At 70.0% G+C, this 13,738-nt stretch carries 16 protein-coding genes; 8 read left to right on the forward strand and 8 right to left on the reverse strand.

Annotation, left to right across the window (positions count from 1 at the left end):
• Positions 1-239: 239 nt before the first annotated feature.
• From ACAM51_RS15610 to ACAM51_RS15620, 3 genes are all read left to right on the forward strand, one after another.
• Positions 240-458, forward strand: a complete 219-nt coding sequence (locus tag ACAM51_RS15610; protein WP_142149166.1) for a CsbD family protein — start codon at positions 240-242, stop codon at positions 456-458.
• Between the two features lie 69 nt (positions 459-527).
• Positions 528-1,109: a hypothetical protein gene (locus ACAM51_RS15615; RefSeq protein WP_218296690.1), complete on the forward strand. Its 582-nt coding sequence runs from the start codon at positions 528-530 to the stop codon at positions 1,107-1,109.
• Between the two features lie 171 nt (positions 1,110-1,280).
• Positions 1,281-1,808 carry a hemerythrin domain-containing protein gene (locus ACAM51_RS15620; protein ID WP_218296691.1) on the forward strand — a complete coding sequence of 176 codons (528 nt, stop codon included), beginning with the start codon at positions 1,281-1,283 and terminating at the stop codon, positions 1,806-1,808.
• A gap of 95 nt (positions 1,809-1,903) precedes the next feature.
• On the opposite strand, the gene ACAM51_RS15625 is transcribed toward ACAM51_RS15620, so the two are convergent.
• Both ACAM51_RS15625 and creD read right to left on the reverse strand, forming a co-directional pair.
• Positions 1,904-2,272 (reverse strand): hypothetical protein, encoded by a 369-nt coding sequence (locus ACAM51_RS15625; RefSeq protein ID WP_369641142.1) that lies wholly within the window; start codon positions 2,270-2,272, stop codon positions 1,904-1,906.
• The gene (creD, locus tag ACAM51_RS15630) at positions 2,269-3,711 is read right to left on the reverse strand and encodes a cell envelope integrity protein CreD (protein WP_218296692.1); all 1,443 of its coding nucleotides are present in this window, start codon (positions 3,709-3,711) and stop codon (positions 2,269-2,271) included. Before creD ends, ACAM51_RS15625 begins: the two co-directional genes overlap by 4 nt.
• A gap of 172 nt (positions 3,712-3,883) precedes the next feature.
• On the opposite strand from creD, the gene ACAM51_RS15635 reads away from it, so the two are divergent.
• Positions 3,884-4,264, forward strand: coding sequence for a phosphopantetheine adenylyltransferase (locus ACAM51_RS15635; protein WP_218296693.1), 381 nt, complete (start codon positions 3,884-3,886; stop codon positions 4,262-4,264).
• On the opposite strand, the gene creC is transcribed toward ACAM51_RS15635, so the two are convergent.
• The 4 genes from creC to ACAM51_RS15655 all read right to left on the reverse strand — a co-directional run bounded on the left by creC (position 4,261) and on the right by ACAM51_RS15655 (position 8,122).
• On the reverse strand, positions 4,261-5,721 hold the full coding sequence (gene creC / locus ACAM51_RS15640) for a two-component system sensor histidine kinase CreC (RefSeq protein WP_369641143.1): 1,461 nt from the start codon (positions 5,719-5,721) through the stop codon (positions 4,261-4,263). The two genes, ACAM51_RS15635 and creC, sit on opposite strands and share 4 nt — an antisense overlap.
• Before the next feature lie 73 nt (positions 5,722-5,794).
• Positions 5,795-6,484, reverse strand: coding sequence for a two-component system response regulator CreB (gene creB, locus ACAM51_RS15645; RefSeq protein WP_218296695.1), 690 nt, complete (start codon positions 6,482-6,484; stop codon positions 5,795-5,797).
• Between the two features lie 99 nt (positions 6,485-6,583).
• Positions 6,584-7,219, reverse strand: a complete 636-nt coding sequence (locus ACAM51_RS15650) for a MarC family protein (RefSeq protein ID WP_218296696.1) — start codon at positions 7,217-7,219, stop codon at positions 6,584-6,586.
• A 147-nt stretch (positions 7,220-7,366) separates the two neighbouring features.
• On the reverse strand, positions 7,367-8,122 hold the full coding sequence (locus ACAM51_RS15655) for an SDR family oxidoreductase (protein WP_218296697.1): 756 nt from the start codon (positions 8,120-8,122) through the stop codon (positions 7,367-7,369).
• A gap of 171 nt (positions 8,123-8,293) precedes the next feature.
• Here ACAM51_RS15655 and ACAM51_RS15660 point away from each other — a divergent pair, with 171 nt between their 5' ends.
• From ACAM51_RS15660 to ACAM51_RS15670, 3 genes are all read left to right on the forward strand, one after another.
• A complete protein-coding gene (locus tag ACAM51_RS15660; protein WP_218296698.1) occupies positions 8,294-8,983 on the forward strand; it encodes a dienelactone hydrolase family protein in 690 nt (229 codons plus the stop codon).
• An 80-nt stretch (positions 8,984-9,063) separates the two neighbouring features.
• Complete coding sequence (locus ACAM51_RS15665; protein WP_369643830.1) at positions 9,064-9,924, forward strand: amidohydrolase family protein; 861 nt, start codon at positions 9,064-9,066, stop codon at positions 9,922-9,924.
• 66 nt (positions 9,925-9,990) lie between these two features.
• Positions 9,991-10,644 carry a glutathione S-transferase family protein gene (locus ACAM51_RS15670; RefSeq protein ID WP_369641144.1) on the forward strand — a complete coding sequence of 218 codons (654 nt, stop codon included), beginning with the start codon at positions 9,991-9,993 and terminating at the stop codon, positions 10,642-10,644.
• A 23-nt stretch (positions 10,645-10,667) separates the two neighbouring features.
• Here the strand turns inward: ACAM51_RS15670 and ACAM51_RS15675 are convergent, their stop codons facing one another.
• Both ACAM51_RS15675 and hemB read right to left on the reverse strand, forming a co-directional pair.
• Complete coding sequence (locus tag ACAM51_RS15675; RefSeq protein ID WP_369641145.1) at positions 10,668-11,801, reverse strand: magnesium transporter CorA family protein; 1,134 nt, start codon at positions 11,799-11,801, stop codon at positions 10,668-10,670.
• Positions 11,802-11,861: 60 nt separating this feature from the next.
• On the reverse strand, positions 11,862-12,869 hold the full coding sequence (hemB, locus tag ACAM51_RS15680) for a porphobilinogen synthase (protein ID WP_369641146.1): 1,008 nt from the start codon (positions 12,867-12,869) through the stop codon (positions 11,862-11,864).
• A 332-nt stretch (positions 12,870-13,201) separates the two neighbouring features.
• On the opposite strand from hemB, the gene ACAM51_RS15685 reads away from it, so the two are divergent.
• Positions 13,202-13,630 (forward strand): CopD family protein, encoded by a 429-nt coding sequence (locus tag ACAM51_RS15685; protein ID WP_218296702.1) that lies wholly within the window; start codon positions 13,202-13,204, stop codon positions 13,628-13,630.
• Positions 13,631-13,738 lie beyond the last annotated feature (108 nt).

Here is a 13,738-nt window from a genome sequence, read left to right on the forward strand (position 1 = left end):
CGTAACAGTGGAGCAGTGATGGCAAATTGCAACACTTTGTTGGCCGCTGGCGAGGGGCGCCGCCCTCGCCGCCGCGCCCTGTCCTTCAGCCGCCGTAGTCCTGTGCTGACGCGTGCTGCGTGGCATGGCCTACGGTCCCCGCGGCGAATCATTTCTAGAGTCAATCCCATCGCATCACGCACCTGTTCCACGCATTCCGGGTGGATGGCTGACGCGAAATCTTTTCGAGGATGCACGCCATGAATGAAGACACCGTCAAGGGCAACTGGAAGCAGTTCAAGGGAAAAATGATCGAGCAGTGGGGCAAGCTCACGAATGACGATTTCGACGTCATCGATGGCAAGCGCGAACAGTTCCTGGGCAAGCTGCAGGAACGCCAGGGCATCGCCCGCGACGTGGCCGAGAAGCAGCTCAGCGACTGGCAGGCCCGCCACCCCGATTTCCGCTTCAACGACTGAGGCCAAGGCCCCTTCGTTTCCCGGCCCCTCCCTTCCTATTTCTATCCATTACCGATCGAGGAGAAACCCATGAAATTCACCCGCACCCTGATGGCTTCTGTCGCAGCCGGCCTGCTGGCCACTTCCGCCTTCGCGCTGACGGACGCCGAATACAAGGCTGGCAAGGAACGCATTTCCGCCGACTACAAGGCCAGCAAGCAAAAGTGCGATGGCCTGCAAGGCAACGCCAAGGACATCTGTGTGAAGGAGGCCAAGGGCGCCGAGGACGTGGCCAAGGCCGAGCTCGACGCGCAGCACAAGCCCAGCCCCAAGGCCACGCGCAAGGTCGCCGACGCGCGGGCGGATGCGGCCTACGGCGTCGCCAAGGAAAAGTGCGACGACCTCAAGGGCAATGACAAGGACGTGTGCGAGAAGGATGCGAAGGCAGCCCGCGTGAAGGCCAAGGAAGATGCCAAGGTGGCCGAGACCCAGGCCAAGCCCGCGGACAACGCCGCCGAGAAGAACGCGGCGGTGGCCGAGGCCCGCAAGGATGCCAACGCCGAAAAGAACGATGCCGCCTACAAGGCCGCCAAGGAGCGCTGCGACGCGATGTCCGGCGACCTGAAGTCCAAGTGCGTGGATGACATGAAGCGCATGTACGGCAAGAGCTGAGCGCGCAGGGCCCCGGCCCGCGCCCACCCAGGAGCCCCGCCCCGTGCGGGGCTTTTTTCATGGGGATGGCCGCGGCCCTGGGGCGGAACCCTGACCTGCATCAATATGCGGGCCGCCGCGAAAAACTAACCTCGCTCCCCTGTCTTTGACTTGGTGCACAAGGGTATTTGCATGGCTCAACTCGAATGGTCCGACGCCCTGGCCCTGGACCTGGCCCTGATGGACGACACCCACCGTGAGTTCGTCGACCTGCTGGCCGCCGTCGATGGCGCGGACGACGCGCGCCTGCTGGCTGCCTGGCAGGCGCTGGTGGAGCACACCGACCACCATTTCGCGCAGGAGGACGCCTGGATGGCCTCCACGCGCTTCGCATCGGGCAACTGCCACAGCATGCAGCACCGGGTGGTGCTGCAGGTGATGCGTGAAGGCACCGCGCGTGCGCAGCAGGGCGACCTCGCGGTGCTGCGCGTGATGGCCAGCGAACTGGCCCTGTGGTTTCCGCAGCATGCGCAGAGCATGGATGCCGCGCTGGCCCTGCACTTGCGCCGCGTGGGATTCGACCCCGTCTCGGGCGTGGTGCACGCCCCCGGGGCGCTGCCGGGCGAGCTGATCCACGGATGCGGCGGTGCGACCTGCTCGGAGGACGCGGGGGCTCCATCGCCCGCCGCCGCCTGCGCACCGCAGGAAGCGGTGGCCTGACCTTTCTCCCGCCTGCCGGTGCGCCAGGCCCGGCCAGCCGCAATGGCCGGGATGGGCAATGCGCTTCTGTTTTGATAGCTGCCAGCGCTTGCCAATCAAGCGTTGGCGGCTATTTTCATCAAGAACCCGGCGCCGGGCACACAGTGCCGCGGGCTGCGCGGCAGCAGCAGGCCCGCCATGCGCCATGACAGGTCGCGCAGCGCCCTGCGCAAGGCGGGGGAGTCGGTGGGGTCGCAGGCCGCATCGGGGGCGCCGCACGGGTGGTAGGCCGCTTCCAGCACGTGCTGCTTGGCGCTGAGCAGCGCCGCCCGGTCCTGCGCCCGCAGGGCCGCCGTCAGCTGGTCGCGGTGGCGCTGCACGCGCTCGGCTTCCGCCGGGGTCAGCGTGGGCACGGGTGCGCCGGTGCATGCCGCCGGGTCCGCCAGGTGCTGCGCCCAGGCTGTCGGCGCGGTGTGCGTTCTCATGCGGCCTCCGCGCGGGGTGCGGTGGGGCGGGCGGCGGGCGGGGTGGGGCGGCTTGGCGCGCCGCCTTGCGACAGCCCGTACCAGTTCACCTTGCGCGTGAGCACCATCACGGCCGCCAGCACCAGGAAGAGCGCGATGGCACCGACGACCAGCGCCGTCTGCTCCAGCTGCAGCAGCAGGTACAGCAGGCCATACAGCAGCGCGATGCCGGCCCCCAGGGGAATGCCGCGCGCCAGGCTGCCCAGCATGTGGCTGGCGTAGTAGGCCAGCAGCAGCACGCAGGCGGTCGCCGCCACGGCGTAGGAGGCGCCGAACGGCAGGTGCTCCGACAGGCTCACGAGCAGCAGAAAGAAGCTGCACAGCGCGCTGCCCACCAGCAGGTACTGCACGGGGTGCACGCGCAGCTTTTTCATCAGCTCGAACAGGCCCACGGCCACGAAGGTGAGTGCGATGAACAGCACGCCGTACTTGGTGGCGCGGTCGGAGAGGGAGTAGGGGTTCACCGGGTCGACGAAGGCCACGCTGAAGCTGTCCGCGCAGTCGCCCGGCGTGGCGCCGGAGGGCGCGTCGTCGCCGCGGGCACCGTCGTCCGCGCCCCCCAGGCAGATGCGCTTGCCGTGGGCGACATCGGCCTGCGCCGTGGTGGCCAGCGACGACAGCCGCCATTGCGCCGAGAAGCCGGTCTTCTTGACCTCCCGCTCCGACGGCAGGAAGCGCCCCGCGAACGAGGGGTGCGGCCAGCTGCTGGTCATCACCACCTCGGTGCTGCCCCCCAGGGGCACGATGGCCAGGCGCTCGGTGCCCACCAGTTCCAGGTCCAGCGTGGCGGTCAGGCCATCGGCCTTGCCGCGCACCGATTCGGGCAGCACGGCGTGCAGGCCCCGGCTGTAGGTGGGGTGGAAGGTGCCGGGCTTGAGGGCCAGGGCCTGGTCCGCCAGCGTGAGCTGCGCCGTGCGGATGCCGCGCGCGTCGCCCACGGCCATCATCGCGATGGGCGCGCCGCAGTGCATGCGCGAGTTCTTCATGGTGCTTTGCGGCTCGAGGCTGGCCAGCGACCCCCACTGCGCCGTGACGTGGGCCTTGAGGTTGTAGGTGTTCACCTTGTGCAGGCCGCGCGCGCGCTCCTCCATCGCCGCGCCCGTGCTCAGCTTGAGCTGCTCGGGCATGGCTGTGAGCAGGAACTCGCGGCGCTGCTCCACCATGCGGCGCTCGTCGCCCTTGCCGGTTTCCACGTCCCAGGTCTCCACGCAGGCGCTGTGGATCATGGGGCCCATCAGCGTCTGCGGCCCGGCCAGGCTGTCGGCCACGCTCTGCGCGGTGAGGCTGCGGTAGCGCTGGCGGTCGCGCACCACGTTGTCGATCATGCCCAGGCCAAGGAGCAGCAGCAGGGTGACGGCAGCGAGCGCGGCCAGTTTGGTGAACAGGGGGTGCTTGAACAAGAGGTCCTCCACAAGTGAATGTTGTGGAGGCAGTGTTGTGGGCCGGTGTGAGGGCGCTATGAAGTTTGTGAGGCCAGTGTGAAGTCTGGTGCCGCGCCGCCATGACCTGCCAGGTCATCGACGGCCGCGCCCCTTGCGCCTACAACCACCGCTTCACAACAAAGGGGCTGGCATGCGCCATGTGGTCGCGGTGATTCTGGGGGTGGTGGCGGTGGTCCACGCCCTGCCCGTGGTGGGGGTGCTGGGGGCGGGCAGGCTGGCGCAGCTATACGGCACCCCGGTGCCGGATGCGGGGCTGGAGCTGCTGCTGCGGCACCGGGCCGTCCTGTTCGGGCTGCTGGCCGCCTTCATGGGGTATGCCGCCATGCGCCCCGGACTCCATCGGCTGGCCCTGGTGGCGGGGCTGGTGAGCGTGGTGTCCTTTCTGCTCCTGGCGTGGCTGCAGCGGGGCAGCGGCCTGGGCGCCCCGCTGGCCGTGGTCGTGCGGGTGGACGCGGTGGCGCTGGCCCTGCTGGTGGCGGGGGTGGCCGTGCACCTGCGCCAGCGGAGCTAGGCCGCGGCAAAGTCCAGCGTGGCGCGCAGCCCCGGTGCGGTGTTGCGCACCACCAGCTGCCCCCCGTGCAGCGCCATGACGCGCCGCACGATGGCCAGGCCCAGGCCCGAGCCGCTGCGCTCGCCCCCCGGGCGCGCCGTGGTGAAGAAGCGCTCGCCCAGGCGCGGCAGCGCGTAGTCGGGCACGCCCGGGCCGCTGTCCTGCACGGCCACGCAGCTGCCTTCCAGCTCCACCTGCACGGTGCTGCCCTGCGGGGCAAAGTCGATGGCGTTGTCCAGCAGGTTGGTGAGCGCCAGCGTCACCAGTTCGGCTTCCCAGGGGCCGCTGCTTCCCGTGCCGGCCAGCGCGAGCGTGATGCCGCGCTGAGCCGCGCGCGCGCGGGTCTGGCCGATGGCGGCGCGGGCGCAATCGTGCAGGGCCACGGGCGCACGGCCCTCGGCGTGGTGGCGCTGCTCCAGCTTGGACAGTTCCAGCAGCCGGTCGATGATGCGCTGCAGGCGCTCGCTCTGCTGCACCACCTGGGTGGCGAATTCGGCGCGGTCCGCGGCGGGCAGGTCGTCCTGCAGGAGTTCGCCCGCGCCCCGGATGGCGGCCACGGGGCTCTTGAGCTCGTGCGTGAGGGCGCGCACGTAGCCCTCGATGTAGTCGCGCCCTTCCAGCCGGGCGCGCATGCGGTCCATGGCGCGGGCCAGGTCGCCCAGCTCGCCGGGCACCTGGGGCACGGCCAGGGCCGCCATGGGCGGGGTGTCGGGGTCGCGGTGTTCGCCGTCGGCCGGCCCCTGCACACTCAGGGCGTAGTCGCGCAGGCGGCGCACGTTCCACACCATCCACAGCGTCACGGCCACGCCCACGGCGGCCGAGAGCGCCAGCAGCAGCAGCCCGCCCATGAACACCTTGCGCTCGGCGCGGTCGATGAAGCGCTGCACGGTGCGCGTGGGCTTGGCCACGGTCAACACGCCGGCGATCTCATTGTTCACATAGATGGGGGCCGCCACGTGCATCACGCCGCTGGTGTCGTCGCCCTCCACGTCGCGCGTGGAGCGCGCGCCGTACTCGCCGCGCAGCGTGCGGGCCACGTCGCGCCACCGCGAATAGTCAGCGCCGATGGCGCGGTTTTCGGAGTCGAACAGCACGCGCCCCGTGGTGTCGGTCACGTAGATGCGGTAGTCCAGCGACTGCTTGGAGAAACCCCAGATCGCGGCGTCGATGGGCCGGCTCGCATAGCGGCGCACGTGCTGCGCGAACGGGCTGTGCTGGCCCGTGCCGTCGGACAGCCGGCCGGCCGCCAGGTCCTCGCTGGCCAGCTCGGCCAGGATGTTGGCCGTGTCCACCATCATGTCCTCCATCACCTCGCGCACGCTGGGCTTGATCTCGGCCATGAACACGCGCAGCACGAAGAACGCGGCGATGCCGTTGATGAGGAAAAACGCAAAGAGCAGGCGGATGCCGAGGCGCATGGATCTGTGGGGTCTGCTTCAAGAACAATATCTGTCAGCGCTTGATGGACAAGCGCCAGTGGCCCATTTGGTTTCAGACGTCAAGGCAGTAGCCCATGCCGCGGTGCGTGCTGATGTACTCGCGCGCCGGGTCCACTTCGCGCAGCTTGGCGCGCAGGGTCTTGATGTGCGTGTCCACCGTGCGGTCGGTGCTGTCGCTGTCGTCGCCCCAGGCGGCGGCCAGCAGCGCGTCGCGCGAGTGGATGCGGCCCGCGCCGCGCAGCAGGCACGACAGGAGGCGGTATTCGCGCCGCGTCAGCGGCAGGGCCTGGCCGTGCAGGCTGATGCGCTGCCCGGCCTCGTCGTCATGGAACAGGCTGGCCGTGGCGGTGGGCGCCGCGGCAAGGCGGGTGCCCGCGCGCCGCAGCAGGGCCTTCACGCGGGCCGCCAGCTCGCGCGGGCTGAAGGGCTTGGCCAGGTAGTCGTCGGCGCCCAGCTCCAGGCCCAGCACGCGGTCGATCTCCTCGCCATGGGCGCTGAGCATGAGCACGGGAACGGCCGCGGTCTGCGGGGCGCCGCGCACATCGCGCAGCAGGTCGAGCCCGCTGCCGTCGGGCAGGCCCACGTCCAGCACCAGGAGGTCAAAGCGGTGCGAGAGCATCTGCTGGCGCGCGTCGTGCACCAGCAGGCTGTGCGTCACGGACAGCCCGTCGCGTTCCAGCGCGTACGCCACGGTGCGGGCGATGGCGGGGTCGTCCTCCAGCAGCAGAAGCCTTGCAGACATGCCTAGTCGCCCCTCGTGCTGCGAGACACCCGCCGCATACGAAACTGGCACGGTCCCGGCCGGGAAGGCCGCCGAAGGCGATTCAGGGGGTGCTCCATCTCAGCGGGAGATGAGGATGGGAAAGAGCTTGCCCAGCCCGTCGGCCATCACTTCCACGGCCAGCGCGGCCAGGATCAGGCCCATCAGCCGGGTCATCACGTTGATGCCGGTCTTGCCCAGCACGCGCGCGATCGGGTCGGCCAGCGCGAAGCACACGGCCGTGGCCAGGGCGATCACCACGCCGTAGCCCACCAGGGCGGCATGCTGCCAGAAGGTCTGCGCGCGGTCGGCGTAGATCACCACGGTGGACATGCTGGCCGGCCCGGTGAGCAGCGGGATGGTCAGGGGCACCACGGCGATGCTGCTGCCCGCGGCGGCCTTCTCGGCGCCTTCCTCGTATTCGTTGGTGCTGGGCTTGGCCTCGGCGGGCTGGGCGTTGAGCATGTTCATCGCGCTGATGAGCAGCAGCATGCCCCCGCCCACCTGGAAGCTCTGCAGCGAGATGTTGAAGAAGTCCAGGATCTGCAGGCCCAGCAGGGCGCAGGCGGCGATCACGCAGAACACGCTGAAGCTCGCCACCTGGATGGTGCGCCGCCGCTGGGGGTACGAGAAACCCTGCGTGTAGTGGATGAAAAAGGGAACGATGGCCAGCGGGTTGACGATGGCCAGCAGGGTGATCAGGGGTTTGAGGTCCATCAGGGCGCTCCGGGAGGCAGGGGGCAGGGCGGTGGATCGGGCTGGGCCCGGCAAGGCAGCGCACAGGCGCCGCCGCCGGGCTGCTGTGCGCGAGTATGCGGTGTTTTTGGCGCGGTTTGGCGCCCGCGCATGCTGCACCGCAGCGCTCTAGCGCCCGCCCGAGACGTCCATCAGCGTGGCGGTGGTGTAGCTGGCGGCGGGCGACATCAGCCACACGATGGCCTCGGCCACCTCCTCGGCCGTGCCGCCGCGCAGCATGGGCACCTGGTGCGAGAGGTCGCGCACGCGGTCGGGCAGGCCGCCGCTGGCGTGGATGTCGGTCTCGATCAGGCCGGGGCGCACGGCGTTCACGCGGATGCCGTCGGCGGCCACCTCGCGCGCCAGCCCCAGGGTCATGGTGTCGATCGCGCCCTTGGCGGCCGCGTAGTCCACGTACTGGCCCGCCGCCCCCAGCCGCGCGGCGGCGCTGGACACGTTGACGATGCTGCCGCCGGCCCCGCCGTGGCGCGTGCCCATGCGCAGCACGGCCTCGCGCGCGCAGACGAAGCTGCCGATCACGTTGATGTCGAACATGCGCTTGAGGCGCGCCACGCCCATCGCCTCCACCCGCGCGGGCACGTCCACCACGCCGGCGTTGTTCACCAGGGCCGAGAGGCGGCCCAGCTGCGCGTCCACCGTGCGGAACATGGCCATCACCTGCGCCTCGTCGGCCACGTCGGCCTGCACCGCCAGGGCGCGGCCGCCCTGGGCGGCGATGGCGGCGACCACGGCCTCGGCGGCGCGCGCGTCGCGGGCGTAGTTGACGGCCACGGCCCACCCCTGGCGCGCCGCCAGCCGGGCGGTGGCCGCGCCGATGCCGCGCGACCCTCCGGTGATCAGTGCTACTTTGTGGGTGTGGGTCACTGCAAGGACTCCTCTGAAAATGGCCCGCATTTGAACAGAGGTCCGCTCAGCGGCCAGAATGGCGCGTTCAGCGGGCGCCGGGACCGGCGCGTGGGGGAGCCCCGGCACCCGCGCTGGCCGCATGCCCCCGAGTCACACATCAGTCCATCAACGCAGCAAGGAGTCAATACCATGGGTCAATTCGTCAATCTGACATCAAGCGATGGTCTCGCCGTGCCCGCCTGGGTGGCGCAGCCCGATGCGGCGCCGCGCGGTGCGATTGTGGTGCTGCAGGAAATTTTTGGCGTGAACTCGCACATCCGCGCGGTGGCCGACCGGTTTGCCGCGCGCGGCTACCTGGCCGTCGCACCATCGACGTTTCACCGCGTGCAGCAGGATGTGGACATGGGCTACACCGGCGACGACATGAAGGCCGGCATGGGTCTGAAGGCCGCAGTCGAGGCCTTGCCCGCGCCAGGCGTGATGCCCGACATCCAGGCCGCCATCGACTACGCCGCGCAGCAAAGCGGCCGCAAGGTCGGCATCGTGGGCTTTTGCTGGGGCGGCCTGTTGACCTGGCGCGCGGCCTGCACGCTGAGCGGGCTGTCGGCGGCCGTGCCTTATTACGGCGGCGGCATGACCTCAGCCGACGAAGCAGCGCGCCACCCGCAGGTGCCGGTGCTGGCGCACTTCGGCCAGCGCGACCACTACATCCCGCTCGACACCGTGCAGGCATTTGCCCGCGCCCATCCCGAGGTCGAGGTCCACATCTACGACGCCGACCACGGCTTCAACTGCGACCAGCGCGGCAGCTACGACGAGCCTTCGGCCATGGCCGCGCGCGACCGCACGCTGGCGTTCTTCGACAAACATCTCGCCTGAGGGGCGGCACCATGGCCGCCCCGCTTCAGAGCGTGAAGCCTTTTTGGCATCTGGCGCTTGCTGGTAAGGCGCTGGTAGCTATCGGTTTGATAGCGTTCGGGGTCCAGCCTCATGCGGCCGACTATCCCGGGCCGCTGTTCGACGCCCACCTGCACTACAACGAAGAGGCGTGGGACGGCAAGAACGGCCCGCACCCGCCGACCGACGTGCTGGGCCGCATGCAGAAAAGCGGCGTGCGGGCCATCGTGGCCAACTCCCGGCCCAACACCGGCTCGCTCACGCTGGCCGGCCTGCGCGAGACGCGCGAGGCCGGCGTCGCCGTGGTGCCCTTCGTGCGGCTGTACCGCAGCCGCGCCGACTACACCGGCTGGTTCGCCGACGAGAGCATCTACGCCATGGTGCAGGCCGAGCTGGCGCGCGGCACGGCGGCCGGGCCGTACCGGGGCATCGGCGAGTTCCACCTGTACGACAGCGCCAATGCCGACGGCCCGGTGGCCAGGAAGCTCATGGCGCTGGCCGAGGAGCGCGACCTGGTGGTGCTGGCCCATGTGGACGACGTGGCCATCGACAAGCTTATGGCGCACACTCCCACGCAAGGGCGCAAGCTGCGCCTGATCTGGGCGCACACGGGCATCGGCGGCGCGCCGGCCGAGCGGGTGGACGCGCTGCTCGCGCGCTACCCCGGCCTCGTGGGCGAACTCTCGTACCGGCCGGGCCTGGTGTGTGACGACGACCAGCTGTGCCCCGCGTGGCGCGCGCTGCTGCTCAAGTACCCCACGCGTTTTGTCGTGGGCTCCGACACCTGGGTGAACCAGCGCTGGCAGCACTATGAAAGCCTCATGCAGGGCTACCGCACCTGGCTGGGCGGCCTGCCCGCCGATGTGGCGCGCAAGGTCGCGTGGGACAACGGCGCCGGCCTGTTCGGCGTGGCGCGGCCCTGATCGATCCCCGCGCGGTCCGCGCATCCTCCTCTTTTTCAGGCCACCGGTCCCCTCCCGCACAACACCATGCTCGAGCTTCACCACGCCCCCAGCAGCGCCGCCATGGTGCCGCACATCCTGCTTGAAGAGCTGGGCACGCCCTACGCGCGCGTGCCCGTGGACATCGGCCAGCGTGCCCACCAGGCGCCCGCCTATCTGCGGCTCAACCCCAACGGGCTGGTGCCCGTGCTCACCGACGGGGACCTGGTGCTCTACGAGACGGCCGCCATCACCCTGCACCTGTGCGACACCCACCCCGCCGCGGCCCTGGCGCCCGCGCTGGGCACGGCGCAGCGCGCGCAGTTCTACAAGTGGCTGATGTGGCTCACCAACACGCTGCAGGCGACGCTCATCGTGTACTTCTATCCCCACCGCTGGGTGGACGAGGGCCATGAGGCCGGCATGCTGGAGCTGCAGCGCCACGCGGAGCTGCGCATCGACGGCCTGCTGGCGCAGCTCGACGCCGAGCTGGCCCGCCACGGCGGCCCGTGGTTCCTGGGCGCGGGCTACAGCGCGCTCGACGCCTACGTGTTCACGCTGTGCCGCTGGACCCGCAACTTCCAGCGCACCGCGCCGGCCCGCAGCCGCCTCCACCTGGGGCCGTACCTGCGGCGCATGCTGGAGCGCCCCGCCGTGCAGCGGGTGCTGTTCAACGAGGCGCTGGCCGAACCCTTCGTCTGACGGCGGCGGGCAGGCGCGCTCCCTTACCTGCTCGTGCGCGCCAGATAGCGCTTGCGCCAGAACACCAGCACCAGCGCCACGGCGATGAACGCCATCGAGCCCATCGCCCACCAGAAGCCGTTGGCCTTGTGGATCAGCGGAATGAACTCGAAATTCATGCCGAAGATGCCGGCGATGAGGTTCAGCGGCAGGAACACGGCGGTGAGCGCCGTGAGGGTGCGCATGATGTCGTTGGTGCGGTTGCTCTGCACGGAAAAGTGCATCTGCACGGCGGTCTCCGTGCTCTGCTCCAGCCGCCGCACGTGGTGCACCACGCGCTCGATGTGCTCCAGCACGTCGCGGCTGCGCACCTTGAGCAGGTCCAGCTCGCGCAGGCCGGCGGGGGTGTCGGGCAGGGCCCAGGTTTCGAGGGCGTCGATCCAGTCCTGCACGGCGGTGCGCTGGTCCTCGCAGATTTCATCGAGCTTGTGCAGCGCCAGTCGCGCCTCGAGCAGCGAGCTCCAGTTCACGTAGCGGGCGCGGGGCTTGAGCAGTTCGGTCTGCCAGTGGTCCAGCTGGCGCGTGAGTTCGCGGCGCAGGTCCAGGTAGCCGTCCACCATGAGGTTGACCACGCGCAGCATCAGGTCGGCCGGGCTGGTGGGCCGGCGCGCCCCGGGCACGGGGCTGCTGCGGCCCTCGCTCGCGGGGGCGGGCGTGGCGGCCAGCAGGCGCGCGGCATACGCATCGCGCACGGCGCAGTCCGTGGGGTGCACCGTCAGCAGCAGCTGGTCGAACACCGCGAAGCCCACGGGGCTGGTGTCGATGCGGCGCAGCACCGGCGGGCCGGCCCGCCTGAGCGGGGAGGCGGCGTCGCCGGGCTGCCCCGCCTCGGCCTCCGGGCCGCCGCCCTGCGCGGTGGCCAGCCGGCGGAACACGAGCAGGTCGTACTGGGAGGTGTAGTCGTAGTGCGAGGGAAGCTGCGCGTTCAGCAGGTCGGAGACATGCAGGTCCACCAGCTGCAGCCCCACCAGGGCCTGCAGGCTCGCCTGGATCTCGGCCAGCCGCGCCTGGAAGGCCGGGCGCGCGCAGGCGATCCAGACAAAGCCCTGGGCAGGCATCTGCGTGGGCAGCTCGGCCAGCTCCTGCACGCTGCCGCTGTGGATGTGAAAAATGCGCATGCGACCCCGGGTGGCAATAAAAAGTGCTTCTGGCGCCTGTCCATCAAGCGCTGGCAGCTCTTATTTTCGGAGCAAGCGCGCAGCATCGCGCGCAAAGTAGGTCAGCACGCCGTCGGCGCCCGCGCGCTTGAAGGCCAGCAGCGATTCCATCATCACCGCGTCGTGGTCCAGCCAGCCATTGGCGGCGGCGGCCTTGATCATGGCGTACTCGCCGCTCACCTGGTAGGCGAACGTGGGCACCTTGAATTCGTCCTTCACGCGGCGCACGATGTCCAGGTAGGGCATGCCGGGCTTGACCATCACCATGTCGGCGCCCTCGGCGATGTCGATGGCCACCTCGCGCAGGGCCTCGTCGCTGTTGCCGGGGTCCATCTGGTAGACGTTCTTGTCGGCCTTGCCCAAGGCGCCGCGCGTGCCCACCGCGTCGCGGAAGGGGCCGTAGAAGGCGCTGGCGTACTTGGCGCTGTAGGCCATGATGCGGGTGTGGATGTGGCCCTGCACCTCCAGCGCCTCGCGGATGGCGCCGATGCGCCCGTCCATCATGTCGCTGGGCGCGACGATGTCCACGCCCGCCTCGGCGTGCGTGAGCGCCTGGCCGGTGAGGATCTCCACCGTGTCGTCGTTGATGATGTAGCCGGTGTCGTCGAGCACGCCGTCCTGGCCGTGGCTGGTGTACGGGTCCAGCGCCACGTCGGTCATCACGCCCAGGGCCGGAAATTCCTTCTTCAGGGCGCGCACCACGCGCGGGATCAGGCCGTCGGGGTTGAGCGCCTCCTTGCCGTCGGGCGTCTTGAGCGCAGGGTCGATGGCCGGGAACAGCGCCAGCACCGGAATGCCCAGCTGCACGCAGTCCTCGGCCACGGGCAGCAGCAGGTCCAGGCTCAGGCGATCCACGCCGGGCATGGAGGTCACGGCCTCGCTGCGGCCCTGGCCCTCGTGCACGAACACGGGGTAGATCAGGTCGTGCGGCGTGACGGAGTTCTCACGCACCAGATTGCGGGTGAAGGCATCGCGGCGCAGGCGGCGCGGGCGGTTCTGGGGGAAGGGGGCGGGGCTTTGGAGATGCATGTGAAGATTATCCCCCTGAGCCGCTGCGCGGCTTCCCCCACAGGGGGACGCACCCGGTGGACCGGCAAAGCCGGATCCACGGGTGCACTGGCATGGCGGAGCGCCCGTTGCCAAACGCTGGCGCCGCAGCGCCGCGCCCTGGAAATGCCGCTTGTAACACCTCTTGCCCGGTGCTAAATTGGCGCCGGGCGGCTTGCTGCCCCCCGCTTTCCCTCCCTGAGCGGGGCCTTGGATTGCAGCGATGCAAAACAGGCTTTCCCGGCCCGGCGGATTTGCCGGGCTTTTTTTTGGCGTGGCCCCGGCGGCATGGTGCGGGCCCTTAAACTGCCCCCATGCTCTGGGTCAAAGCCTTTCACATCGTCTTCGTGGCCAGCTGGTTTGCCGGCCTTTTCTACCTGCCGCGCATCTTCGTCAATCTGGCGATGGTGGCGCCGGGCTCGGCCGCGGAGCGTGACCGCCTGCTGCTCATGGCCAGGAAGCTGCTGCGCTTCACCACGCTGCTGGCCGTGCCCGCGCTGGCGCTGGGCGCGTGGCTGTGGATGGGCTATGGCATCGGGCGCGGCCCGGGCAACGGCTGGATGCACGCCAAGCTGGCGGTGGTGCTGCTGGTGATCGGCTACCACCACGCCTGCGGTGTGCTGCTGCGCAAGCTGGCCAACGGCACCAGCCGCAGGAGCCATGCGTGGTTCCGCTGGTTCAATGAAGTGCCGGTGGTCCTGCTGCTGGCCGCCGTGGTGCTGGTGGTGGTCAAGCCGTTCTGAAGTGGGCAGCTCCCTGCGGCGCCGCGCGCCTTCTCCCTGGTCCCTTCTACCGGCCCGCTGCGGTGGCCGGGCCCCGCGCGGCGCCCCTGCCCTGTACCGCGCCCGTGC

It is taken from the genome of Acidovorax sp. A79 (assembly GCF_041154505.1).
Classification (GTDB): domain Bacteria; phylum Pseudomonadota; class Gammaproteobacteria; order Burkholderiales; family Burkholderiaceae_C; genus Acidovorax.

Bases quoted from the DNA above. Each gene is read 5' to 3' on its own strand.
- ACAM51_RS15625 (WP_369641142.1), bottom strand. From the start codon at position 2,272: ATGAGAACGCACACCGCGCCGACAGCCTGGGCGCAGCACCTGGCGGAC.
- creB (WP_218296695.1), bottom strand. From the start codon at position 6,484: ATGTCTGCAAGGCTTCTGCTGCTGGAGGACGACCCCGCCATCGCCCGC.
- ACAM51_RS15615 (WP_218296690.1), top strand. From the start codon at position 528: ATGAAATTCACCCGCACCCTGATGGCTTCTGTCGCAGCCGGCCTGCTG.
- ACAM51_RS15620 (WP_218296691.1), top strand. From the start codon at position 1,281: ATGGCTCAACTCGAATGGTCCGACGCCCTGGCCCTGGACCTGGCCCTG.
- ACAM51_RS15610 (WP_142149166.1), top strand. From the start codon at position 240: ATGAATGAAGACACCGTCAAGGGCAACTGGAAGCAGTTCAAGGGAAAA.
- ACAM51_RS15650 (WP_218296696.1), bottom strand. From the start codon at position 7,219: ATGGACCTCAAACCCCTGATCACCCTGCTGGCCATCGTCAACCCGCTG.
- ACAM51_RS15670 (WP_369641144.1), top strand. From the start codon at position 9,991: ATGCTCGAGCTTCACCACGCCCCCAGCAGCGCCGCCATGGTGCCGCAC.
- hemB (WP_369641146.1), bottom strand. From the start codon at position 12,869: ATGCATCTCCAAAGCCCCGCCCCCTTCCCCCAGAACCGCCCGCGCCGC.
- ACAM51_RS15635 (WP_218296693.1), top strand. From the start codon at position 3,884: ATGCGCCATGTGGTCGCGGTGATTCTGGGGGTGGTGGCGGTGGTCCAC.
- creC (WP_369641143.1), bottom strand. From the start codon at position 5,721: ATGCGCCTCGGCATCCGCCTGCTCTTTGCGTTTTTCCTCATCAACGGC.
- ACAM51_RS15660 (WP_218296698.1), top strand. From the start codon at position 8,294: ATGGGTCAATTCGTCAATCTGACATCAAGCGATGGTCTCGCCGTGCCC.
- ACAM51_RS15675 (WP_369641145.1), bottom strand. From the start codon at position 11,801: ATGCGCATTTTTCACATCCACAGCGGCAGCGTGCAGGAGCTGGCCGAG.
- ACAM51_RS15685 (WP_218296702.1), top strand. From the start codon at position 13,202: ATGCTCTGGGTCAAAGCCTTTCACATCGTCTTCGTGGCCAGCTGGTTT.